Below are 24,889 nucleotides of genomic sequence, written 5' to 3' on the forward strand. Positions count from 1 at the left end.
TTGAGAATCAACAAGTTAGCAGTTCGGGTAAGCCGGAAATGGCTTCGATCTCCGGATTGGATGCGGTGAAAAAGGGGGTTGACAGCAGGTGGTAACGCTGTAGAATTCGCCTCCCGCTTCGAGAGGTTAGCGAAGCAGTCAAGTGTTTGAAGTTGAACGAGAAATTCTGAAAACTTTCAAAATAAACGCTTGACACGATGTAAGGTTAGCGTAGAATGCGCGCCTCGGTTGAAGCGAACAGCTCAACCAACCGCTCTTTAACAAAATGAATCAAGCAATTCGTGTGGGTGCTTGTGAGTTGGACTGATTGTCACAATGATTATCAGCATCACAAGAACTCAAACGAAGAAATTCGAATTGAGTGGCTTCCTTCGGGAAGTCTTGCGATTGCTGAGCCAGGTTTAGGGTTTTCTCAAAACCCAAGCAGTATTGAACTGAAGAGTTTGATCATGGCTCAGATTGAACGCTGGCGGCAGGCCTAACACATGCAAGTCGAGCGGATGACGGGAGCTTGCTCCCGGATTCAGCGGCGGACGGGTGAGTAATGCCTAGGAATCTGCCTGGTAGTGGGGGACAACGTTTCGAAAGGAACGCTAATACCGCATACGTCCTACGGGAGAAAGTGGGGGTCCTTCGGGCCTCACGCTATCAGATGAGCCTAGGCCGGATTAGCTAGTTGGTGAGGTAAAGGCTCACCAAGGCGACGATCCGTAACTGGTCTGAGAGGATGATCAGTCACACTGGAACTGAGACACGGTCCAGACTCCTACGGGAGGCAGCAGTGGGGAATATTGGACAATGGGCGAAAGCCTGATCCAGCCATGCCGCGTGTGTGAAGAAGGTCTTCGGATTGTAAAGCACTTTAAGTTGGGAGGAAGGGCAGTAAGCGAATACCTTGCTGTTTTGACGTTACCGACAGAATAAGCACCGGCTAACTCTGTGCCAGCAGCCGCGGTAATACAGAGGGTGCAAGCGTTAATCGGAATTACTGGGCGTAAAGCGCGCGTAGGTGGTTTGTTAAGTTGAATGTGAAATCCCCGGGCTCAACCTGGGAACTGCATCCAAAACTGGCAAGCTAGAGTACGGTAGAGGGTGGTGGAATTTCCTGTGTAGCGGTGAAATGCGTAGATATAGGAAGGAACATCAGTGGCGAAGGCGACCACCTGGACTGATACTGACACTGAGGTGCGAAAGCGTGGGGAGCAAACAGGATTAGATACCCTGGTAGTCCACGCCGTAAACGATGTCAACTAGCCGTTGGGAGCCTTGAGCTCTTAGTGGCGCAGCTAACGCATTAAGTTGACCGCCTGGGGAGTACGGCCGCAAGGTTAAAACTCAAATGAATTGACGGGGGCCCGCACAAGCGGTGGAGCATGTGGTTTAATTCGAAGCAACGCGAAGAACCTTACCAGGCCTTGACATCCAATGAACTTTCCAGAGATGGATTGGTGCCTTCGGGAACATTGAGACAGGTGCTGCATGGCTGTCGTCAGCTCGTGTCGTGAGATGTTGGGTTAAGTCCCGTAACGAGCGCAACCCTTGTCCTTAGTTACCAGCACGTTAAGGTGGGCACTCTAAGGAGACTGCCGGTGACAAACCGGAGGAAGGTGGGGATGACGTCAAGTCATCATGGCCCTTACGGCCTGGGCTACACACGTGCTACAATGGTCGGTACAGAGGGTCGCCAAGCCGCGAGGTGGAGCTAATCTCACAAAACCGATCGTAGTCCGGATCGCAGTCTGCAACTCGACTGCGTGAAGTCGGAATCGCTAGTAATCGCGAATCAGAACGTCGCGGTGAATACGTTCCCGGGCCTTGTACACACCGCCCGTCACACCATGGGAGTGGGTTGCACCAGAAGTAGCTAGTCTAACCTTCGGGGGGACGGTTACCACGGTGTGATTCATGACTGGGGTGAAGTCGTAACAAGGTAGCCGTAGGGGAACCTGCGGCTGGATCACCTCCTTAATCGACGACACAGCCGCCCATAAGCACCCACACGAATTGCTTGATTCCTTGTAAAAGACGATTAGGTTCAGATCTAACTGGGTCTGTAGCTCAGTTGGTTAGAGCGCACCCCTGATAAGGGTGAGGTCGGCAGTTCGAATCTGCCCAGACCCACCAGTTGTTTGGGGCCATAGCTCAGCTGGGAGAGCGCCTGCCTTGCACGCAGGAGGTCAGCGGTTCGATCCCGCTTGGCTCCACCACCTTCATCGGTCAAAGCTTAGAAATGAGCATTCCCTCGGTTCGAGGCCTGAATGTTGATTTCTGATCTTTTTCAGAATCGTTCTTTAAAAATTTGGGTATGTGATAGAAAGATAGACTGGACAGCACTTTCACTGGTGTGTGTTCAGGCTAAGGTAAAATTTGTGAGTTGAATCGCGAATTTTCGGCGAATGTTGTCTTCACCACCGTACGATCCCGAGATTGCTTGGGGTTATATGGTCAAGTGAATAAGCGCATACGGTGGATGCCTTGGCAGTCAGAGGCGATGAAAGACGTGGTAGCCTGCGATAAGCTTCGGGGAGTCGGCAAACAGACTTTGATCCGGAGATCTCTGAATGGGGGAACCCACTCAGCACAAGCTGAGTATCTTGTACTGAATCCATAGGTGCAAGAGGCGAACCAGGGGAACTGAAACATCTAAGTACCCTGAGGAAAAGAAATCAACCGAGATTCCCTTAGTAGTGGCGAGCGAACGGGGACCAGCCCTTAAGTTGATTTGAGATTAGCGGAACGCTCTGGAAAGTGCGGCCATAGTGGGTGATAGCCCTGTACGCGAAAATCTCTTGTCAATGAAATCGAGTAGGACGGAGCACGAGAAACTTTGTCTGAACATGGGGGGACCATCCTCCAAGGCTAAATACTACTGACTGACCGATAGTGAACCAGTACCGTGAGGGAAAGGCGAAAAGAACCCCGGAGAGGGGAGTGAAATAGATCCTGAAACCGTATGCGTACAAGCAGTGGGAGCAGACTTGTTCTGTGACTGCGTACCTTTTGTATAATGGGTCAGCGACTTATATTCAGTGGCGAGCTTAACCGAATAGGGGAGGCGTAGCGAAAGCGAGTCTTAATAGGGCGTTTAGTCGCTGGGTATAGACCCGAAACCGGGCGATCTATCCATGGGCAGGTTGAAGGTTAGGTAACACTGACTGGAGGACCGAACCGACTACCGTTGAAAAGTTAGCGGATGACCTGTGGATCGGAGTGAAAGGCTAATCAAGCTCGGAGATAGCTGGTTCTCCTCGAAAGCTATTTAGGTAGCGCCTCATGTATCACTGTAGGGGGTAGAGCACTGTTTCGGCTAGGGGGTCATCCCGACTTACCAAACCGATGCAAACTCCGAATACCTACAAGTGCCGAGCATGGGAGACACACGGCGGGTGCTAACGTCCGTCGTGAAAAGGGAAACAACCCAGACCGTCAGCTAAGGTCCCAAAGTTATGGTTAAGTGGGAAACGATGTGGGAAGGCTTAGACAGCTAGGAGGTTGGCTTAGAAGCAGCCACCCTTTAAAGAAAGCGTAATAGCTCACTAGTCGAGTCGGCCTGCGCGGAAGATGTAACGGGGCTCAAACCATACACCGAAGCTACGGGTGTCACGCAAGTGACGCGGTAGAGGAGCGTTCTGTAAGCCTGTGAAGGTCAGTTGAGAAGCTGGCTGGAGGTATCAGAAGTGCGAATGCTGACATGAGTAACGACAATGCGAGTGAAAAACTCGCACGCCGAAAAACCAAGGTTTCCTGCGCAACGTTAATCGACGCAGGGTTAGTCGGTCCCTAAGGCGAGGCTGAAAAGCGTAGTCGATGGAAAACAGGTTAATATTCCTGTACTTCTGGTTACTGCGATGGAGGGACGGAGAAGGCTAGGCCAGCCTGGCGTTGGTTGTCCAGGTTTAAGGTGGTAGGCTGGGATCTTAGGTAAATCCGGGATCCCTAGGCCGAGAGCTGATGACGAGTGCCTTCGGGCATGAAGTGGTCGATGCCATGCTTCCAGGAAAAGCTTCTAAGCTTCAGGTAACCAGGAACCGTACCCCAAACCGACACAGGTGGTTGGGTAGAGAATACCAAGGCGCTTGAGAGAACTCGGGTGAAGGAACTAGGCAAAATGGCACCGTAACTTCGGGAGAAGGTGCGCCGGCGAAGGTGAAGGGCTTGCCCCGTAAGCTTTTGCCGGTCGAAGATACCAGGCCGCTGCGACTGTTTATTAAAAACACAGCACTCTGCAAACACGAAAGTGGACGTATAGGGTGTGACGCCTGCCCGGTGCCGGAAGGTTAATTGATGGGGTTAGCGCAAGCGAAGCTCTTGATCGAAGCCCCGGTAAACGGCGGCCGTAACTATAACGGTCCTAAGGTAGCGAAATTCCTTGTCGGGTAAGTTCCGACCTGCACGAATGGCGTAACGATGGCGGCGCTGTCTCCACCCGAGACTCAGTGAAATTGAAATCGCTGTGAAGATGCAGTGTATCCGCGGCTAGACGGAAAGACCCCGTGAACCTTTACTATAGCTTTGCACTGGACTTTGAGCTTGCTTGTGTAGGATAGGTGGGAGGCTATGAAGCGTGGACGCCAGTCTGCGTGGAGCCATCCTTGAAATACCACCCTGGCAACCTTGAGGTTCTAACTCAGGTCCGTTATCCGGATCGAGGACAGTGTATGGTGGGTAGTTTGGCTGGGGCGGTCTCCTCCCAAAGAGTAACGGAGGAGTACGAAGGTGCGCTCAGACCGGTCGGAAATCGGTCGTAGAGTATAAAGGCAAAAGCGCGCTTGACTGCGAGACAGACACGTCGAGCAGGTACGAAAGTAGGTCTTAGTGATCCGGTGGTTCTGTATGGAAGGGCCATCGCTCAACGGATAAAAGGTACTCCGGGGATAACAGGCTGATACCGCCCAAGAGTTCATATCGACGGCGGTGTTTGGCACCTCGATGTCGGCTCATCACATCCTGGGGCTGAAGCCGGTCCCAAGGGTATGGCTGTTCGCCATTTAAAGTGGTACGCGAGCTGGGTTTAGAACGTCGTGAGACAGTTCGGTCCCTATCTGCCGTGGACGTTTGAGATTTGAGAGGGGCTGCTCCTAGTACGAGAGGACCGGAGTGGACGAACCTCTGGTGTTCCGGTTGTCACGCCAGTGGCATTGCCGGGTAGCTATGTTCGGAAGAGATAACCGCTGAAAGCATCTAAGCGGGAAACTTGCCTCAAGATGAGATCTCACTGGAGCCTTGAGCTCCCTGAAGGGCCGTCGAAGACTACGACGTTGATAGGTGGGGTGTGTAAGCGCTGTGAGGCGTTGAGCTAACCCATACTAATTGCCCGTGAGGCTTGACCATATAACACCCAAGCAATCTGTGTAAGCACAGAGCGCGGCGGTGAAGACACACCGAAAATTGGCGACATCACAAACATCACATACCCAGATTCGCGACCACGTGCAAACGGGGCCGCTACCGAATTTCTTGACGACCATAGAGCATTGGAACCACCTGATCCCATCCCGAACTCAGCAGTGAAACGATGCATCGCCGATGGTAGTGTGGGGTTTCCCCATGTGAGAGTAGGTCATCGTCAAGATTCAAACCCAGAACCCCTGATCGCCCTGCGATCGGGGGTTTTGTCTTTTCCGGGCTAACGTTCCTGCTGTATGACGACAACTACCGGCCTAACTGTTTAATGTCCTGGGGTAGTGCTTCTATGCAACCCACTTGGGCGTCGTTATCATGCGGGCCTCATGAAGGGGTGAGCGCCTCGATGTCCAAGTTGTTAAATCTATTGCAAGACGGACGCTTCCATTCCGGACAAGATCTTGGGCACGCGCTTGGCGTGAGCCGGAGCGCTGTGTGGAAACAGCTCCAACTGCTCGAAGCAGACCTGGGCGTCACGGTGCATAAAGTACGCGGCCGCGGTTATCGCTTGGCCGCGCCTTTGTCATTGCTTGACCCCGGGCGGCTTTCGGTTGCGGTCGCGAAGCTCGGATGGGCCGTTGAAATCCATCAGGTCATTGATTCAACCAACGCGCAGGCTCTGCGTACCGTTGCAATTCCCCTTTCGCGACCCCTGCTGATATTGGCCGAACGCCAGGATGCTGGCCGAGGCCGTAGAGGCCGTACGTGGGTAAGCCCCTACGCAGCCAATCTATATTACAGCCTGGCGGTGCCACTGCAGGGCGGCATCAAGCGCCTGGATGGACTGAGCCTTGTAGCAGGGATGGCAGTTGTAGAGTGTCTCCGTGCACAAGGGCTGAGCGATGCAATGCTCAAATGGCCGAACGACGTCCTCGTACAGGGTCGCAAGATTGCCGGTATTCTGCTTGAGCTCGTTGGAGATCCCGCTGACCAGTGCCACGTGGTGCTAGGCATTGGAATCAACGTGAACATGAAGGAGTCCGAGGCGATCGATCAACAGTGGACCTCGATGTACCTTCAGACCCATAACTCCGTCGACCGTAACGCGTTGGCCATTGCATTGAGCGAGTCACTGGCGAGTTTCATCCATACGTTGGAAACGAACGGGTTTGCAACGCTTCGGGCACAATGGGAAGCACAGCATGCCTGGCAAGGTAAAAGCGTCCATCTGATCTCCGGCACGCAGACCATTACGGGTAAGGTGCTGGGCATCACTGACCAAGGATCGCTGCGTCTGGAGGTCGACGGCAGGCCAGAGGTTTTCAGTGGTGGAGAGCTCAGCTTGAGGTTACGTGATGATTCTTGAGCTCGATTGCGGAAACACCTTGATCAAATGGCGCGTGATCACGGCTTCGGGTGAACACGTCCTGGGTGGTGGAGTAGTAGGCTCTGATGAGGAGCTGCTCGTCCACCTAGATACTCATCCTGCCTTGTATCCCACGCACTGTCGCCTGGTAAGCGTGCGCTCGGAAGACGAAACCACCCGGCTCACTGACGCCCTGCAAGCGCGATTCGGCTTCCACAGCAAGATCGCTGAGCCAGCGCGCGTGCAGGCCGGCGTAACCAATGGCTATGACGATTACACGCGGCTGGGGCTTGATCGATGGGTTGCTGTGCTTGGGGCCTATGCGATCGCAGCGAAGGCATGCGTTGTAATAGATCTGGGTACGGCGGTCACTTCAGATTTTATCTGCACTCAGGGTAACCATATGGGCGGTTTCATTTGCCCTGGATTGCAGCTGATGCGCAATCAGCTTCGTACACATACACGTCGCATCCGTTACGACGATGATTCCGCCGAGAAAGCCAAAGGTACGTTGTTGCCCGGCCGTTCCACAGTCGAAGCTGTAGAGCGTGGCTGCATTCTCATGCTTCAGGGGTTCGTCAGTACCCAGTTAGAACATGCGAAAGCTTACTGGGGCGACGACTACGCGCTTTTCCTTACAGGTGGTGACGCAGCCTTGATAGGTCCAGCCTTCCCCCAGGCCCAGATCGTGCCTGATCTGGTGTTTCAAGGGTTGGCGATTGCTTGCCCATTAAGCTGAGGTGCGCGCATGCGATGGCTATTTCTTTTGCTACTTGTGCTTAACGGCTTTTACCTGATCTGGAACCTCCAGGACGCTCCGATTCGCGCGAAGGATATCGGGGCCGTCCAGAGTGGTCAGCGGGGAAGCAGCGGCATCCAGCTATTGAGTGAGGCTGGCGAAGCCCGGACGCCACAGCCGGGCGCCGGTACCAGCTGCCTGCTCGTTGGTGGATACCGTGATCAGCGCGATGTGGCAACACTTGGCAAGCGGTTGCACGACGCCGGCCTGAGCTACCAGTCATATTTCATGGATGGCGAGACTGGGCGAGAACACTGGCTGCGGCTGCCTACCGGCCAGAACACTGGTGACGACGCCAGGGTTGCCGAAGTGCTTCGGAATATCAGCGGCTTATCGCAGAAAATTATTCCTTGCGAAGGCATTGCAACGCCCGAATAGTTTGAATAGAATGGCGCCCGCTCAGCAAGGTTGGTGACTTACTGAGCACTGTCAAATTAGCTAACCTCAAGATTTTAATGAGAAAAAGCTTGACAGAAGGGACGGCAGAGTTGAAAATGCCGCCCACGTTCAGGAGGGGTTCCCGAGCGGCCAAAGGGATCAGACTGTAAATCTGACGTCTACGACTTCGAAGGTTCGAATCCTTCCCCCTCCACCAGTTTAGCGAGAGCTGCACGCTCCGCGGGTATAGTTTAGTGGTAGAACCTCAGCCTTCCAAGCTGATGATGCGGGTTCGATTCCCGCTACCCGCTCCAGATCTGCAGTTATTGCATAGTGTCACGCTCTTGTAGCTCAGTTGGTAGAGCACACCCTTGGTAAGGGTGAGGTCAGCGGTTCAAATCCGCTCAAGAGCTCCATCTTTAGAGGCAGATATGAAAATATCTGCCTTTGTTTTATAGATCATGTGTCTTGCGTAATTCTTCTGCGGGGGATGGTTAGATGGCAAAGGAAAAGTTCGAACGGAACAAGCCGCACGTCAACGTCGGCACCATTGGTCACGTTGACCACGGTAAAACCACTCTGACCGCTGCTCTGACCCGCGTCTGCTCCGAAGTATTCGGTTCGGCCAAGGTTGACTTCGACAAGATCGACAGCGCCCCGGAAGAGAAGGCTCGCGGTATCACCATCAACACCGCGCACGTCGAGTACGACTCGGCTGTTCGTCACTACGCTCACGTTGACTGCCCAGGTCACGCTGACTACGTGAAGAACATGATCACCGGTGCTGCCCAGATGGACGGCGCGATCCTGGTGTGCTCGGCCGCTGACGGCCCGATGCCTCAGACCCGCGAACACATCCTGCTGTCCCGTCAGGTTGGCGTTCCTTACATCGTTGTCTTCCTGAACAAGGCTGACATGGTGGACGACGCCGAGCTGCTGGAACTGGTTGAAATGGAAGTGCGTGACCTGCTCAGCACTTACGATTTCCCAGGCGACGACACCCCGATCATCATCGGTTCGGCGTTGATGGCCCTGAACGGCCAGGACGACAACGAGATGGGCACCACTGCCGTGAAGAAGCTGGTCGAAACCCTCGACAGCTACATTCCCGAGCCAGAGCGTGCTATCGACAAGCCGTTCCTGATGCCGATCGAAGACGTGTTCTCGATCTCCGGTCGCGGTACCGTGGTAACCGGTCGTGTTGAGCGTGGCGTCGTCAAGATCCAGGAAGAAGTCGAGATCGTTGGCCTGCGTCCAACCGTCAAGACCACCTGCACCGGCGTTGAAATGTTCCGCAAGCTGCTGGACGAAGGTCGTGCTGGCGAGAACTGCGGCGTGCTGCTGCGCGGCACCAAGCGTGACGACGTTGAGCGTGGCCAGGTACTGGTCAAGCCCGGCACCGTCAAGCCGCACACCAAGTTCACTGCAGAAGTGTACGTGCTGTCCAAGGAAGAAGGTGGTCGTCACACCCCGTTCTTCAAAGGCTACCGTCCACAGTTCTACTTCCGGACCACTGACGTGACCGGTAACTGCGAACTGCCGGAAGGCGTTGAAATGGTAATGCCAGGCGATAACATTCAGATGACTGTTACCCTGATCAAGACCATCGCGATGGAAGACGGCCTGCGTTTCGCAATCCGTGAAGGCGGTCGTACCGTTGGCGCTGGCGTTGTAGCCAAAGTCATCGAGTAAAAGCTTGTAATCTCTCCATCAGGCCGGCATAATGGCCGGCCTGATTCAGTTTTAGGTCAGTAGCTCAATTGGCAGAGCGACGGTCTCCAAAACCGTAGGTTGGGGGTTCGATTCCCTCCTGACCTGCCAGATTCACCTCGGTGGCTGGCTTTTTTTTCACAGGATTTCCCCAAATGATGCCGAAGGCCGAAGCCTCTGACACCCGTTTCGATCTGCTCAAGTGGTTGGTCGTAGTTGCTTTGGTGGTCGTGGGGGTTGTCGGTAATCAGTATTACTCGGCGTCTCCCGTCCTGTATCGCGTGCTCGCACTGGTAGTGCTGGCCGCTGTCGCTGCGTACGTCGCACTTCAAACCGCCAAGGGCAAGTCTTTCTTTGTCTTGGCCAAGGAAGCTCGCACCGAAATTCGCAAAGTCGTTTGGCCTACCCGCCAAGAGACTGCGCAGACAACCATGATTGTCGTGGCTGTCGTTCTGGTTATGGCCTTGCTGCTGTGGGGGCTTGATTCCCTCCTGGGCTGGCTTGTTTCCCTGATTGTAGGCTAAGGGTGTCCCGTGGCTAAGCGTTGGTACGTTGTGCATGCTTACTCGGGTTACGAGAAGCATGTCATGCGCTCGCTGATCGAGCGTGTGAAGCTGGCAGGCATGGAAGAAGAGTTTGGCGAGATTCTCGTCCCTACCGAAGAAGTGGTAGAGATGCGGAATGGCCAAAAGCGGAAAAGCGAACGCAAGTTCTTCCCTGGCTATGTGCTGGTACAAATGGAAATGGGCGAAGGGACTTGGCACCTTGTCAAGGATACCCCTCGTGTAATGGGTTTCATCGGCGGTACCGCTGACAAGCCAGCCCCGATCACCGACAAGGAAGCGGAAGCTATCCTGCGTCGTGTTGCGGACGGTAGCGACAAGCCGAAGCCGAAGACGTTGTTCGAGCCAGGTGAAGTCGTTCGTGTCACCGATGGGCCATTCGCAGACTTCAATGGCACTGTCGAAGAAGTTAACTACGAGAAGAGCCGGCTGCAGGTTGCAGTGCTCATTTTCGGTCGCTCCACCCCGGTGGAGCTGGAGTTCAGCCAGGTCGAAAAGGTCTGACTGGAGACGGATCCCATACCCCGCAGGCGTAAGCTGCGGGGTTTTGTCGTCACCGGGATAAAACGCAAGCAGATGGGGAGCCGAAAGGCGTCTGAACCCAAATTTGGAGTAGCTCATGGCTAAGAAAATCACGGCTTATATCAAGCTGCAAGTAAAGGCCGCTCAGGCCAACCCGAGCCCGCCCGTAGGTCCAGCACTGGGCCAGCACGGCGTGAACATCATGGAATTCTGCAAGGCCTTCAACGCCCGTACCCAAGGTATGGAGCCTGGCTTGCCGACGCCTGTGATCATCACTGTTTACAGTGACCGCAGCTTCACGTTCGAAACCAAGAGCACCCCTGCTTCGGTTCTGCTGAAGAAGGCCGCAGGCCTGACCAGCGGTTCCGCTCGCCCGAACACCGTCAAGGTCGGTACTGTCACTCGTGCTCAGCTCGAAGACATCGCCAAGGCCAAGAACGCTGATTTGACCGCTGCCAGCCTCGACGCAGCCGTGCGTACCATCGCCGGCTCCGCTCGCAGCATGGGCCTGAACGTGGAGGGTGTGTAATGGCTAAGCAAACCAAGCGTCAAAAGGCAATCGCTTCCAAGATCGAAGCAGGCAAAGCCTACAGCTTCGAAGAAGCAGCTAACCTGCTGGCCGAACTGTCCACCGTTAAGTTCAGCGAGTCGTTCGACGTCGCCGTAAACCTTGGTGTTGACCCGCGTAAATCCGACCAGGTCGTACGTAGCGCTACCGTTCTGCCGCACGGCACCGGTAAAACCGTTCGCGTCGCTGTGTTCACTCAGGGCCCGGCCGCTGAAGCCGCTCTGGCTGCTGGCGCCGACCGTGTTGGCATGGACGACCTCGCTGCCGAAATGAAAGGCGGCGATCTGAACTACGACGTCGTGATCGCATCCCCTGATGCCATGCGCGTTGTTGGTCAGTTGGGTCAGGTACTGGGTCCTCGTGGTCTGATGCCTAACCCGAAGGTCGGTACCGTGACTCCAGACGTAGCCACTGCCGTGAAAAACGCCAAGGCTGGTCAGGTTCGCTATCGCACCGACAAGAACGGCATCATCCATACCTCCGTTGGCAAGGTCGGCTTCGAAGCCGTCAAGCTGAAGGAAAACGTTGAAGCCCTGATCGCTGACCTCAAGCGTATCAAGCCGGCTTCCTCGAAAGGTATCTACGTCAAGCGCGTTACCCTGAGCACCACCATGGGCCCAGGTCTGGTCATCGACCAGAGCTCGCTGAGCGCTTAAGACACCGGAGCGGCGTGGTACACCGCGCCGCTGCTGCAAGATTGGGGTCCCTGCCTGGCGGGGGCTATCCAAGACCGTAGGCGGCGAAAGCCTTAAACCACCAGCCTACGCAGATGGTGCTCCCGATTCGCTCGCGAATCAGACACCAAAACGACATTCGGTTTCGATCGAATGAAACGGTAAAACCAGGAGAAACCCGTGGCAATTAAACTCGAAGACAAGAAGGCCATCGTCGCTGAAGTCAACGAGGCTGCCAAAGTCGCTCTGTCCGCTGTCGTGGCTGATGCCCGTGGTGTGACTGTAGGCGCAATGACCGGACTCCGTAAAGAGGCCCGCGAAGCTGGCGTTTACGTACGTGTCGTACGTAACACCCTGCTGCGCCGCGCAGTTGAAGGCACTGACTACAGTGTTCTCAACGACGCGTTCAAAGGCCCGACCCTGATTGCGTTCTCCAACGAACACCCGGGCGCTGCTGCTCGTCTGTTCAAAGAGTTCGCCAAGGGTCAGGACAAGTTCGAGATCAAGGCAGCTGCGTTCGAGGGCAAGTTCCTCGCAGCAAACGAGATCGACGTGTTGGCTTCGCTGCCGACTCGCGACGAAGCCATTGCAAGGCTGATGAGCGTGATCCAAGGCGCTACCAGCAAGCTGGCTCGTACTCTGGCGGCCATTCGCGACCAGAAAGAAGCTACCGCAGCCTAAGGCCGCAGCAGCGCTTTCGAAATCATATGTTTAATTTGATGGCTGCGTAGGCTGTCACCCCAATACAGGATCATAGTCATGTCTCTGACTAACGAACAAATCATCGAAGCAATCGGCCAGAAAACCGTTCTGGAAGTTGTTGAGCTGATCAAGGCAATGGAAGAAACCTTCGGCGTTACCGCTGCTGTTGCCGCTGCTGGCCCAGCTGCTGCTGCTGCCGTTGTTGAAGAGCAAACCGAATTCACCGTTAAACTGGTTGAAGCCGGCGAGAAGAAAGTAAACGTCATCAAGGCTGTACGTGAAGCCACCGGTCTGGGCCTGAAAGAAGCCAAGGCTGTTGTTGACGACCTGGGCGTTGTGAAAGAGAACGCTTCGAAAGAAGAAGCTGAAGCTCTGAAGAAATCCCTGGAAGAAGCAGGCGCCAAAGTCGAAGTCAAGTAACTCCGACCTTGCGTCTCCAGCCGGAGCGTCAAGCAGAAGGCTGATGGCTGGTGGCTTATGCCACCGGCCTTTTTCCGTTACTGGCAGCCGATCAGGTTGGCGCCGTAACGAGCGGTAACCGCCCCGAGGGGGTGGCGCAAACCATGGGGTTTGCAAGATTTTCTGGCTACTCCCGCCGGGAGAGGCCAAACAAGCAGGTGACCAAGCTGGGGAACGCTGATGGCTTACTCATACACTGAGAAAAAACGAATCCGCAAGGACTTTAGCAAGTTGCCGGACGTGATGGATGTGCCGTACCTCCTGGCCATCCAGCTGGATTCTTATCGTGAATTCCTGCAGGCGGGAGTGTCCAAGGACCAGTTCCGCGACGTCGGCCTGCATGCGGCCTTCAAATCGGTATTCCCGATCATCAGCTACTCCGGCAACGCTGCCCTGGAGTACGTTGGTTATCGCCTGGGCGAGCCCGCCTTCGACGTGAAGGAATGTGTGCTTCGTGGCGTTACCTTCGCGGTTCCGCTGCGGGTCAAGGTGCGCCTGATCATTTTCGACAAGGAATCGTCGAACAAAGCGATCAAAGACATCAAGGAACAAGAAGTCTACATGGGTGAAATTCCCCTGATGACTGAAAACGGTACCTTCGTTATCAACGGTACCGAGCGTGTGATCGTTTCCCAGCTGCACCGTTCGCCGGGTGTCTTCTTCGACCACGACCGTGGCAAGACGCACAGCTCTGGCAAACTGCTGTACTCCGCTCGCATCATTCCTTACCGTGGCTCCTGGCTCGACTTCGAATTCGACCCGAAGGACTGCGTGTTCGTGCGTATCGACCGTCGTCGCAAGCTGCCGGCCTCGGTACTGCTGCGTGCGCTTGGTTATACCACCGAGGAAGTGCTCGACGCGTTCTACACCACGAACATCTTCCATGTGAAAGGCGAGAAGCTCAGCCTCGAGCTCGTACCGCAGCGTCTACGCGGTGAAATCGCTTCCATGGACATCACCGACAATGACGGCAAGGTCATCGTCGAGCAGGGCCGCCGGATCACCGCGCGCCACATCAACCAGCTGGAAAAAGCCGGTATCAAGGAACTTGAAGTTCCGCTGGACTACATGATTGGCCGCACCACTGCCAAAGCCATCGTGCATCCCGCCACCGGTGAAATCCTCGCTGAGTGCAACACCGAGCTCACCACCGAAGCCCTGGTCAAGATTGCCAAGGCTCAAGTGGTTCGCATCGAAACGCTGTACACCAACGACATCGACTGCGGTCCGTTCATCTCCGATACCCTGAAAATCGACTCCACCAGCAATCAGCTGGAAGCGCTGGTCGAGATCTATCGGATGATGCGCCCAGGCGAGCCGCCGACCAAGGACGCCGCCGAAACGCTGTTCAACAACCTGTTCTTCAGTGCCGAGCGCTACGACCTCTCCGCCGTAGGCCGGATGAAGTTCAACCGTCGTATCGGTCGCACCGAGATCGAAGGTTCCGGCGTGCTGAGCAAGGACGACATCGTTGCCGTGCTCAAAACCCTGGTAGACATTCGTAACGGCAAAGGCATTGTCGACGACATCGACCACCTGGGTAACCGTCGCGTGCGTTGCGTAGGCGAAATGGCCGAAAACCAGTTCCGCGTGGGCCTGGTGCGGGTAGAGCGTGCCGTCAAGGAACGCCTGTCCATGGCCGAGAGCGAAGGCCTGATGCCTCAGGACCTGATCAACGCCAAGCCAGTAGCTGCAGCGGTCAAGGAATTCTTCGGCTCCAGCCAGCTGTCGCAGTTCATGGACCAGAACAACCCGCTTTCGGAGATCACCCACAAGCGCCGCGTTTCCGCGCTTGGCCCGGGCGGTCTGACTCGTGAGCGCGCAGGCTTCGAAGTCCGTGACGTACACCCGACCCACTACGGCCGTGTGTGCCCGATCGAGACGCCTGAAGGTCCGAACATCGGTCTGATCAACTCCTTGGCTGCGTACGCTCGCACCAACCAGTACGGCTTCCTCGAAAGCCCGTACCGTGTGGTGAACGACGGCGTTGTAACCGACGAGATCGTTTTCCTGTCCGCGATTGAAGAGGCCGATCACGTGATCGCCCAGGCTTCCGCGGCCATGAACGAAAAGAAACAGCTGATCGACGAACTAGTAGCGGTCCGCCACCTGAACGAATTCACCGTCAAGGCGCCGGAAGACGTCACCCTGATGGACGTTTCGCCGAAGCAGGTTGTTTCCGTTGCGGCATCGCTCATTCCGTTCCTCGAGCACGACGACGCCAACCGCGCGCTCATGGGTTCGAACATGCAGCGTCAGGCCGTACCGACCCTGCGTTCCGACAAGCCCCTGGTGGGCACCGGGATGGAGCGTAACGTTGCTCGCGACTCCGGCGTTTGCGTCGTGGCCCGCCGTGGCGGTGTGATCGATTCCGTCGACGCCAGCCGTATCGTGGTGCGCGTGGCAGATGATGAAGTCGAGACTGGCGAAGCCGGTGTGGACATCTACAACCTGACCAAGTACACCCGCTCCAACCAGAACACGTGCATCAACCAGCGCCCGCTGGTGAACCGTGGTGATCGGGTAGAGCGTGGCGACATCATGGCCGACGGCCCGTCCACCGACATGGGTGAACTGGCGCTGGGCCAGAACATGCGCATCGCCTTCATGGCATGGAACGGCTTCAACTTCGAAGACTCCATCTGCCTGTCCGAGCGCGTGGTTCAGGAAGACCGTTTCACCACGATCCACATTCAGGAACTCACCTGCGTGGCCCGTGATACCAAGCTTGGCCCAGAGGAAATCACCGCTGACATCCCGAACGTGGGTGAGGCAGCGCTGAACAAACTGGACGAAGCCGGTATCGTTTATGTGGGTGCCGAAGTTGGCGCCGGCGACATTCTGGTAGGCAAGGTCACGCCAAAAGGCGAAACCCAGCTCACCCCGGAAGAAAAATTGCTGCGCGCGATCTTCGGTGAGAAGGCCAGCGACGTCAAAGACACTTCCCTGCGCGTGCCGACCGGTACCAAGGGCACTGTCATCGACGTACAGGTGTTCACTCGTGACGGCGTTGAGCGCGATTCGCGCGCCCTGTCCATCGAGAAGAGCCAGCTCGACCAGATCCGCAAGGACCTCAACGAAGAGTTCCGCATCGTCGAAGGCGCGACCTTCGAGCGTCTGCGCAACGCTTTGGTAGGTCAGGTAGTTGATGGCGGTGCGGGCCTGAAGAAAGGTACCGAGCTGACCGACGATGTCCTGAACGGCCTGGAGCACGGTCAGTGGTTCAAGCTGCGCATGAACGAAGATGCACTCAACGAACAGCTGGAAAAAGCCCAGCAGTACATCGTTGATCGTCGCCGCCTGCTGGACGACAAGTTCGAAGACAAGAAGCGCAAGCTGCAACAGGGCGATGACCTGGCGCCGGGCGTACTGAAGATCGTGAAGGTTTACCTGGCAATCCGTCGCCGCATCCAGCCGGGCGACAAGATGGCCGGCCGTCACGGTAACAAGGGTGTGGTCTCGGTAATCATGCCGGTTGAAGACATGCCGCACGATGCCAACGGCACCCCGGTCGACGTGGTGCTCAACCCGTTGGGCGTACCGTCGCGTATGAACGTTGGTCAGATCCTCGAAACCCACCTGGGCCTTGCGGCCAAGGGGCTGGGCGAGAAGATCAACCGCATGCTCGAAGAGCAGCGTCAGGTTGCCGATCTGCGTGGCTTCCTGAACGAGATCTACAACGAGATCGGCGGCCGTCACGAAAGCATCGACGAGCTTTCCGACCAAGAAGTGCTGGCCCTGGCGAAAAACCTCAAGGCAGGCGTGCCGATGGCGACGCCGGTCTTCGACGGTGCCAAGGAGAGCGAGATCAAGTCGATGCTCAAGCTCGCTGACATGCCTGAAAGCGGTCAGATGCAGCTGTTCGACGGGCGCACCGGCAACAAGTTCGAGCGTCCTGTTACTGTCGGCTACATGTACATGCTGAAGCTGAACCACCTGGTGGACGACAAGATGCACGCTCGTTCCACCGGTTCCTACAGCCTCGTCACCCAGCAGCCGCTGGGTGGTAAGGCTCAGTTCGGTGGCCAGCGTTTCGGGGAGATGGAGGTGTGGGCGCTGGAAGCATACGGCGCGGCATACACTCTGCAGGAAATGCTCACCGTGAAGTCGGACGACGTGAACGGCCGTACCAAGATGTACAAGAACATCGTGGATGGCGATCACCGTATGGAGCCGGGCATGCCCGAGTCCTTCAACGTGTTGATCAAAGAGATCCGTTCGCTCGGTATCGACATCGATCTGGAAACCGAATAACACGCGACGTGAATGGGAGTGGGGGCTAACCCCCGCTTCCTGCTCCGCCAGGAGGAAAAGGCCTTGAAAGACCTGTTGAATCTGCTGAAAAACCAGGGTCAAGTCGAAGAGTTCGACGCCATCCGTATTGGTCTTGCCTCGCCTGAAATGATCCGTTCGTGGTCGTTCGGTGAAGTCAAGAAACCAGAAACCATCAACTACCGCACGTTCAAGCCAGAGCGTGACGGCCTTTTCTGCGCCAAGATCTTTGGCCCGGTCAAGGACTACGAGTGCCTGTGCGGCAAGTACAAGCGCCTGAAGCACCGCGGTGTGATCTGCGAGAAGTGCGGCGTTGAAGTCGCGCTGGCCAAGGTGCGTCGCGAGCGCATGGCTCACATCGAGCTGGCTTCGCCGGTCGCCCACATCTGGTTCCTGAAGTCGCTGCCGTCCCGTATCGGCCTGCTGATGGACATGACCCTGCGTGACATCGAGCGCGTGCTCTACTTCGAGAGCTACGTGGTGATCGATCCGGGCATGACCACCCTTGAAAAGGGTCAGCTGCTCAACGACGAGCAGTACTTCGAAGCGCTTGAAGAGTTCGGTGATGACTTTGACGCCCGTATGGGTGCCGAGGCCGTTCGCGAGCTGCTGCACGCTATTGACCTGGAGCACGAGATTGGCCGCCTGCGCGAAGAGATTCCGCAGACCAACTCCGAAACCAAGATCAAGAAGCTGTCCAAGCGCCTGAAGCTGATGGAAGCCTTCCAGGGCTCCGGCAACCTGCCGGAGTGGATGGTCCTGACCGTTTTGCCAGTACTGCCACCGGACCTGCGTCCTCTGGTTCCGCTGGATGGTGGCCGTTTCGCGACCTCCGACCTGAACGACCTGTACCGCCGCGTCATCAACCGTAACAACCGCCTGAAGCGTCTGCTGGATCTGTCTGCGCCCGATATCATCGTGCGTAACGAGAAGCGCATGCTGCAGGAAGCGGTCGATGCCCTGCTGGATAACGGCCGTCGCGGCCGTGCCATCACTGGTTCGAACAAGCGTCCTCTGAAGTCCCTGGCTGACATGATCAAGGGTAAGCAGGGTCGTTTCCGTCAGAACCTGCTCGGCAAGCGCGTGGACTACTCCGGTCGTTCGGTAATTACCGTAGGCCCGACCCTGCGCCTGCATCAGTGCGGCCTTCCCAAGAAGATGGCGCTGGAGCTGTTCAAGCCGTTCATCTTCGGCAAGCTGGAAGTGCGTGGCCTGGCCACCACCATCAAGGCTGCCAAGAAGATGGTCGAGCGCGAACTGCCAGAGGTCTGGGACGTTCTCGCTGAAGTGATTCGCGAACACCCCGTGCTGCTCAACCGTGCGCCTACCCTGCACCGTCTGGGCATCCAGGCGTTCGAGCCGGTATTGATCGAAGGCAAGGCTATCCAGCTTCACCCGCTGGTGTGTGCTGCGTACAACGCCGACTTCGACGGTGACCAGATGGCTGTGCACGTTCCGCTGACCCTCGAGGCACAGCTGGAAGCGCGCGCGCTGATGATGTCCACCAACAACATCCTGTCGCCTGCGAACGGCGAGCCGATTATCGTTCCTTCGCAGGACGTGGTTCTGGGTTTGTACTACATGACCCGCGAAGCCATCAACGCCAAGGGCGAAGGCCGTATCTTCGCTGACCTGCAGGAAGTCGACCGTGTGTTCCGCGCCGGCGAAGCCGCGCTGCACGCGAAAATCAAGGTTCGTATCACCGAAACCGTGAACGACCGTGACGGCGGCAGCGTAACCAGCACCCGTATCGTCGACACCACTGTCGGCCGTGCGCTGCTGTTCCAGGTAGTGCCTGCCGGCCTGCCGTACGAAGTCGTCAACCAGCCGATGAAGAAGAAGGCTATTTCCAAGCTGATCAACCACTGCTACCGCGTGGTGGGTCTGAAGGAAACCGTCATCTTTGCCGACCAGCTGATGTACACCGGTTTCGCATACTCGACCATTTCCGGCGTTTCGATCGGCGTTAACGACTTCGTTATCCCGGATGAGAAAGCCCGCATCATCGGTACCGCTACCGAAGAAGTGAAGGAAATCGAGAGCCAGTACGCCTCCGGCCTGGTAACCCAGGGCGAGAAGTACAACAAGGTGATCGACCTCTGGTCGAAGGCGAACGACGAAGTGTCCAAGGCGATGATGGCCAACCTTTCGAAAGAAAAGGTCATCGACCGCGAGGGCAAGGAAGTCGATCAGGAGTCCTTCAACTCCATGTACATGATGGCGGACTCGGGTGCTCGGGGTTCGGCTGCTCAGATTCGCCAGCTGGCGGGTATGCGTGGTCTGATGGCCAAGCCGGACGGCTCCATCATCGAAACGCCGATTACCGCGAACTTCCGTGAAGGCCTGAGCGTACTCCAGTACTTCATCTCCACTCACGGTGCTCGTAAGGGTCTGGCGGATACCGCCTTGAAGACCGCCAACTCCGGTTACCTGACCCGTCGTCTCGTCGACGTGGCACAAGACCTGGTAGTGACCGAAATCGACTGCGGTACCGAGCATGGCCTGCTCATGACCCCGCACATCGAAGGCGGCGACGTGGTCGAGCCGTTGGGTGAGCGCGTATTGGGCCGTGTCATCGCCCGTGACGTGTTCAAGCCTGGTACCGAGGACGTCATCGTTCCGGCCGGCAGCCTGGTGGACGAAAAGTGGGTCGAGTTCATCGAACTCAACAGCATCGACGAAGTGATCGTACGCTCGCCGATCAGCTGTGAAACCCGCTACGGCATCTGCTCCAAGTGCTACGGTCGCGATCTGGCCCGTGGTCACCTGGTGAACATCGGTGAAGCGGTCGGCGTTATCGCTGCCCAGTCCATCGGTGAGCCGGGTACCCAGCTGACCATGCGTACCTTCCACATCGGTGGTGCGGCCAGCCGGACCTCCGCTGCGGACAGCGTTCAGGTGAAGAACGGCGGTATGGTGCGCCTGCACAACCTCAAGCACGTCGAGCGTGCCGACGGCAACCTGGTTGCGGTATCCCGCTCCGGCGAGCTGGCGATCGCCGACGAGTTCGGTCGTGAGCGTGAGCGTTACAAGCTGCCTTACGGTGCGGTCATTTCCGTGAAGGAAGGCGACAAGGTCGACGCTGGCTCTATCGTGGCCAAGTGGGACCCGCACACCCACCCGATCGTTACCGAAATGAAAGGTACCGTGACCTACGTGGGCATGGAAGAAGGCATCACGATCAAGCGTCAGACCGACGAATTGACCGGCCTGACCAACATTGAAGTACTGGATGCCAAGGATCGTCCTGCCGCAGGCAAGGAAATCCGCCCGGCCGTGAAGATGGTAGGCGCGGATGGCAAGGATCTGCTGTTGCCAGGTACCGACGTACCGGCCCAGTACTTCCTGCCGGCGAACGCATTGGTAGGTGTGGCGGACGGCGTGCAAGTGGGCGTGGGTGACGTTATCGCCCGTATCCCGCAAGAAACGTCGAAAACCCGTGACATCACCGGTGGTCTGCCACGCGTGGCCGACCTGTTCGAGGCTCGTCGCCCGAAAGAGGCTTCGATCCTGGCGGAAGTCAGCGGTACCATCGCATTCGGCAAGGAAACCAAGGGCAAGCGCCGTTTGGTGATCACGCCGAACGACGGTAGCGATCCGTACGAAGAGCTGATTCCGAAGTGGCGCCACCTGAACGTCTTCGAAGGCGAACAGGTAAACCGCGGCGAAGTTATCTCGGACGGCCCAAGCGATCCGCACGATATCCTGCGTCTGTTGGGCGTAAGCGCCCTCGCGAAGTACATCGTCAACGAAATCCAGGATGTTTACCGTCTGCAAGGCGTGAAGATCAACGACAAGCACATCGAGACCATTCTGCGGCAGATGCTGCGCAAGGTAGAGATTGCCGAGTCCGGGGATTCGAGCTTCATCAAGGGCGACCAGATGGAACTCACCCATGTACTGGGCGAGAACGAGCGTCTTGCTGCAGAAGACAAGTTCATCTCGAAGTACTCGCGCGTGCTGTTGGGTATCACCAAGGCCTCGCTGTCGACCGAGTCGTTCATCTCTGCGGCATCCTTCCAGGAAACCACTCGGGTACTTACCGAGGCAGCGGTTACCGGCAAGCGCGATTACCTGCGCGGCCTGAAGGAAAACGTGGTGGTAGGTCGTCTGATCCCGGCCGGTACCGGCCTGGCTTATCACAGCGAGCGCAAGCGTCGCCGTGAAGCAGACAAGCCGCTGCGCGTAAGCGCGAGTGAAGTGGAAGCCGCATTGACGGAAGCACTGAACTCCAGCGGTAACTGACAGGGCTTGCGTGCCCCGCTTCTCCGGCTTCGGCTGGGAGGGCAGGGCACGCTTCGCCTTGACTGAGGGGCGAGGGATCTTTAGACTCTCGTACCCCTAAATTTGGCGGGGCTTTTGCCCTGCCATTTGTTTTTCAAAGTAGGGCAACAAGCGTCGAAAGACCTCAGTGGAGCTTAAAGATGGCAACGATCAACCAGCTGGTACGTCAGCCGCGCAAGCGTATCGTCGAGAAATCCGACGTACCTGCGCTGCAGAACTGCCCGCAGCGTCGTGGCGTGTGCACCCGTGTGTACACCACCACGCCGAAAAAACCCAACTCGGCACTTCGTAAGGTTTGCCGTGTACGCCTGACCAACGGTTTCGAGGTTTCCTCGTACATCGGCGGTGAAGGCCACAACCTGCAAGAGCACAGCGTCGTGCTGATCCGTGGCGGTCGTGTAAAAGACTTGCCAGGTGTGCGTTACCACACCGTTCGCGGTTCGCTTGACACCTCGGGTGTCAAGGGCCGTAACCAGGGTCGTTCCAAGTACGGTACCAAGCGTCCGAAGTAAGGATCGCTTGCCGCACTTTGCAGTCAACATTTTTATTGAGTCGATAAGAGTAAGGTCGGGCACTGTCCCGGGCTAACCTGAAGACCGTTTGAGGGCTTATCAATGCCAAGACGTCGTGTAGCAGCCAAGCGTGAAATTCTGGACGATCCGAAATACGGAAGTCAGATTCTCGCCAAATTCATGAACCACGTGATGGAAAGCGGCAAAAAAGCCGTTGCCGAGCGCATCGTTTATGGTGCTCTGGAAACGGTAAAAGCGCGCAAGAACAGCGACCCCCTGGAGATCTTCGAGAAAGCTCTCGACGCCATCGCTCCGCTGGTCGAAGTCAAGTCCCGCCGTGTAGGCGGTGCTACCTACCAGGTTCCGGTCGAAGTTCGTCCATCCCGTCGTAACGCCCTGGCCATGCGCTGGCTGGTGGACTACGCCCGCAAGCGCGGCGAGAAGTCCATGGCTCTGCGCCTGGCTGGCGAGTTGCTGGATGCTGCTGAAGGCAAAGGCGCTGCGGTCAAGAAGCGTGAAGACGTGCACCGTATGGCTGAAGCCAACAAAGCCTTCTCGCACTACCGCTTCTAATTTCAGCGTCACTCACTTTGCGAGGGCTTTATGGCTCGTACAACACCGATTAACCGCTACCGTAACATCGGTATCGTTGCTCACGTGGACGCGGGTAAAACCACGACCACCGAGCGCGTACTGTTTTACACCGGCGTGAACCACAAGATGGGCGAGGTGCATGACGGCGCCGCGACCATGGACTGGATGGTGCAGGAGCAGGAGCGTGGTATTACCATTACCTCCGCTGCGACTACCGCCTTCTGGGCTGGCTCGAACAAGCAGTTCGAAAAGCACCGCTTCAACATCATCGATACCCCCGGCCACGTTGACTTCACCATTGAAGTAGAACGTTCGCTGCGCGTACTCGACGGTGCGGTCGTAGTGTTCTGCGGCACCTCCGGTGTTGAGCCTCAGTCCGAAACCGTATGGCGCCAGGCCAACAAGTACGGCGTTCCACGTCTTGTTTACGTAAACAAGATGGACCGTGCCGGTGCGAACTTCCTGCGCGTTATTGCCCAGATCAAGCAGCGCCTGGGTCATACCCCGGTGCCGATCCAGCTTGCTATCGGCGCCGAAGATAACTTCCAGGGTCAGATCGACCTGTTGACCATGGAAGCTGTTTATTGGAACGACGACGACAAGGGCATGGCTGCACGCCGTGAGCCAATCCCTGCTGAACTGCAGGAACTGGCTGAAGAGTGGCGCGCGAATATGATCGAAGCCGCTGCCGAAGCCAACGAAGAGTTCATGAACAAGTACCTGGAAGGTGAAGAACTCACCCTCGAGGAAATCAAGGCTGGTCTGCGTCAGCGCACCATTGCCGGTGAAATCGTTCTGGCTGTTTGTGGCTCTTCCTTCAAGAACAAGGGCGTTCCCCTGGTTCTGGACGCGGTCATCGACTTCCTGCCTGCGCCTGTAGACATTCCGGCCATCAAGGGTTCCAGCCCGGATGACGAAACTGTCGAAATGGAGCGTCACGCGGACGATAACGAGCCGTTCTCGGCTCTGGCGTTCAAGATTGCGACCGACCCCTTCGTTGGTACTCTGACCTTCGCTCGCGTTTACTCCGGCGTTCTGAACTCCGGCGACGGCGTGATCAATTCCGTGAAGGGCAAGAAAGAGCGCGTGGGCCGTATGGTGCAGATGCACGCCAACACCCGCGAAGAGATCAAGGAAGTGCGCGCTGGCGACATCGCGGCCTTGATCGGCATGAAGGACGTCACCACTGGTGATACCCTCTGCGCTGCTGACAAGCCGATCATCCTCGTTCGTATGGACTTCCCGGAGCCGGTTATATCGGTAGCCGTTGAGCCCAAGACCAAGGATGACCAGGAAAAGATGGGTATCGCTCTGGGCAAGCTTGCTCAGGAAGACCCTTCGTTCCGCGTCAAGACCGACGAAGAAACCGGCCAGACCATCATTTCCGGTATGGGCGAGCTTCACCTGGACATTCTTGTCGACCGTATGCGCCGCGAGTTCAACGTCGAGGCCAACATCGGTAAGCCGCAAGTGTCCTATCGTGAGCAGATCACCAAGGACAACGTCGAGATCGAAGGCAAGTTCGTTCGCCAGTCCGGCGGTCGCGGCCAGTTCGGTCACTGCTGGGTTCGCTTCTCGAAGCCAGACGTCGATGCGAGCGGCAACATCAAGGAAGGTCTCGTGTTTGTGAACGAGGTCGTTGGTGGTGTGATTCCGAAGGAATACATCCCGGCAATCCAGAAGGGCATCGAAGAGCAGATGAAAAACGGCGTTGTTGCCGGTTATCCTCTGATCGGCCTGAAAGCAACGGTATTCGACGGTTCGTACCACGACGTCGACTCCAACGAAATGGCGTTCAAGGTCGCGGCCTCGATGGCTACCAAGCAACTGGCCCAGAAGGGCGGTGGCGAAGTGCTCGAGCCGATCATGAAAGTCGAAGTAGTGACCCCTGAGGACTACATGGGCGACGTGATGGGTGACCTGAACCGTCGTCGTGGTCTGATCCAGGGTATGGACGACACCGTCTCCGGCAAGGTAATCCGTGCCGAAGTGCCGCTGGGCGAAATGTTCGGTTATGCGACCGACGTGCGCTCCATGTCCCAGGGCCGTGCCAGCTACTCCATGGAATTCTCCAAATACGCTCCAGCGCCTTCGAATATCGTCGATGCTCTGGTTAAAAAACAAGGCTAACCAGCCCTTTAGG

Annotated in this window: 15 protein-coding genes, 6 tRNA genes and 3 rRNA genes; all 24 read left to right on the forward strand. The window is 56.7% G+C overall.

Going from position 1 to position 24,889, the window contains the following annotated elements:
- Nucleotides 1–431: 431 nt before the first annotated feature.
- The 24 genes from LG385_RS23395 (at nucleotide 432) to fusA (ending at nucleotide 24,876) form a co-directional block, all read left to right on the forward strand.
- Nucleotides 432–1,968, forward strand: a 16S ribosomal RNA gene (locus tag LG385_RS23395).
- A 79-nt stretch (nucleotides 1,969–2,047) separates the two neighbouring features.
- Nucleotides 2,048–2,124: transfer RNA gene (locus tag LG385_RS23400), tRNA-Ile, on the forward strand.
- 7 nt (nucleotides 2,125–2,131) lie between these two features.
- A tRNA-Ala gene (locus LG385_RS23405) sits at nucleotides 2,132–2,207 on the forward strand.
- Between the two features lie 236 nt (nucleotides 2,208–2,443).
- Nucleotides 2,444–5,331, forward strand: a 23S ribosomal RNA gene (locus LG385_RS23410).
- Between the two features lie 125 nt (nucleotides 5,332–5,456).
- A 5S ribosomal RNA gene (gene rrf, locus LG385_RS23415) occupies nucleotides 5,457–5,572 on the forward strand.
- Together the 16S, 23S and 5S rRNA genes with 2 tRNA genes alongside form the textbook arrangement of a ribosomal RNA operon.
- Nucleotides 5,573–5,749: 177 nt before the next feature.
- Nucleotides 5,750–6,709 (forward strand): bifunctional biotin--[acetyl-CoA-carboxylase] ligase/biotin operon repressor BirA, encoded by a 960-nt coding sequence (gene birA, locus LG385_RS23420; RefSeq protein ID WP_225776106.1) that lies wholly within the window; start codon nucleotides 5,750–5,752, stop codon nucleotides 6,707–6,709.
- Entirely contained in the window at nucleotides 6,699–7,448 is a 750-nt protein-coding gene (locus tag LG385_RS23425) for a pantothenate kinase (RefSeq protein ID WP_225776107.1), read from the forward strand. Before birA ends, LG385_RS23425 begins: the two co-directional genes overlap by 11 nt.
- Nucleotides 7,449–7,457: 9 nt before the next feature.
- Nucleotides 7,458–7,886 (forward strand): hypothetical protein, encoded by a 429-nt coding sequence (locus tag LG385_RS23430; protein WP_225776108.1) that lies wholly within the window; start codon nucleotides 7,458–7,460, stop codon nucleotides 7,884–7,886.
- Nucleotides 7,887–8,018: 132 nt separating this feature from the next.
- A tRNA-Tyr gene (locus tag LG385_RS23435) sits at nucleotides 8,019–8,103 on the forward strand.
- Between the two features lie 23 nt (nucleotides 8,104–8,126).
- Nucleotides 8,127–8,200: transfer RNA gene (locus LG385_RS23440), tRNA-Gly, on the forward strand.
- A gap of 26 nt (nucleotides 8,201–8,226) precedes the next feature.
- Nucleotides 8,227–8,302 (forward strand) — tRNA-Thr (locus tag LG385_RS23445).
- A gap of 82 nt (nucleotides 8,303–8,384) precedes the next feature.
- Nucleotides 8,385–9,578, forward strand: coding sequence for an elongation factor Tu (gene tuf / locus LG385_RS23450; RefSeq protein ID WP_225776109.1), 1,194 nt, complete (start codon nucleotides 8,385–8,387; stop codon nucleotides 9,576–9,578).
- Between the two features lie 53 nt (nucleotides 9,579–9,631).
- Nucleotides 9,632–9,707: transfer RNA gene (locus tag LG385_RS23455), tRNA-Trp, on the forward strand.
- A gap of 44 nt (nucleotides 9,708–9,751) precedes the next feature.
- The gene (secE, locus tag LG385_RS23460; RefSeq protein ID WP_181117551.1) at nucleotides 9,752–10,120 is read left to right on the forward strand and encodes a preprotein translocase subunit SecE; all 369 of its coding nucleotides are present in this window, start codon (nucleotides 9,752–9,754) and stop codon (nucleotides 10,118–10,120) included.
- A gap of 9 nt (nucleotides 10,121–10,129) precedes the next feature.
- Nucleotides 10,130–10,663, forward strand: a complete 534-nt coding sequence (gene nusG / locus LG385_RS23465; RefSeq protein WP_181117550.1) for a transcription termination/antitermination protein NusG — start codon at nucleotides 10,130–10,132, stop codon at nucleotides 10,661–10,663.
- A 115-nt stretch (nucleotides 10,664–10,778) separates the two neighbouring features.
- Nucleotides 10,779–11,210 carry a 50S ribosomal protein L11 gene (gene rplK, locus LG385_RS23470; RefSeq protein ID WP_225776110.1) on the forward strand — a complete coding sequence of 144 codons (432 nt, stop codon included), beginning with the start codon at nucleotides 10,779–10,781 and terminating at the stop codon, nucleotides 11,208–11,210.
- On the forward strand, nucleotides 11,210–11,905 hold the full coding sequence (gene rplA, locus LG385_RS23475) for a 50S ribosomal protein L1 (RefSeq protein ID WP_181117549.1): 696 nt from the start codon (nucleotides 11,210–11,212) through the stop codon (nucleotides 11,903–11,905). The genes rplK and rplA overlap by 1 nt, the downstream gene beginning before the upstream one ends.
- A 198-nt stretch (nucleotides 11,906–12,103) precedes the next feature.
- A complete protein-coding gene (rplJ, locus tag LG385_RS23480; protein ID WP_225776111.1) occupies nucleotides 12,104–12,604 on the forward strand; it encodes a 50S ribosomal protein L10 in 501 nt (166 codons plus the stop codon).
- 78 nt (nucleotides 12,605–12,682) lie between these two features.
- Complete coding sequence (rplL, locus tag LG385_RS23485) at nucleotides 12,683–13,045, forward strand: 50S ribosomal protein L7/L12 (protein ID WP_181117547.1); 363 nt, start codon at nucleotides 12,683–12,685, stop codon at nucleotides 13,043–13,045.
- Nucleotides 13,046–13,264: 219 nt separating this feature from the next.
- A complete protein-coding gene (gene rpoB / locus LG385_RS23490; RefSeq protein WP_225776112.1) occupies nucleotides 13,265–17,338 on the forward strand; it encodes a DNA-directed RNA polymerase subunit beta in 4,074 nt (1,357 codons plus the stop codon).
- Nucleotides 17,339–17,401: 63 nt separating this feature from the next.
- Nucleotides 17,402–21,601, forward strand: a complete 4,200-nt coding sequence (rpoC, locus tag LG385_RS23495; protein WP_181117545.1) for a DNA-directed RNA polymerase subunit beta' — start codon at nucleotides 17,402–17,404, stop codon at nucleotides 21,599–21,601.
- 179 nt (nucleotides 21,602–21,780) lie between these two features.
- Nucleotides 21,781–22,152, forward strand: coding sequence for a 30S ribosomal protein S12 (gene rpsL / locus LG385_RS23500; protein WP_003186084.1), 372 nt, complete (start codon nucleotides 21,781–21,783; stop codon nucleotides 22,150–22,152).
- Nucleotides 22,153–22,254: 102 nt separating this feature from the next.
- Nucleotides 22,255–22,725, forward strand: coding sequence for a 30S ribosomal protein S7 (gene rpsG, locus LG385_RS23505; RefSeq protein WP_040261491.1), 471 nt, complete (start codon nucleotides 22,255–22,257; stop codon nucleotides 22,723–22,725).
- A 30-nt stretch (nucleotides 22,726–22,755) separates the two neighbouring features.
- Entirely contained in the window at nucleotides 22,756–24,876 is a 2,121-nt protein-coding gene (gene fusA, locus LG385_RS23510) for an elongation factor G (RefSeq protein ID WP_225776113.1), read from the forward strand.
- Nucleotides 24,877–24,889 lie beyond the last annotated feature (13 nt).

The organism is Pseudomonas sp. Marseille-Q5115 (assembly GCF_916618905.1).
Lineage (GTDB): Bacteria > Pseudomonadota > Gammaproteobacteria > Pseudomonadales > Pseudomonadaceae > Aquipseudomonas > Aquipseudomonas japonica_A.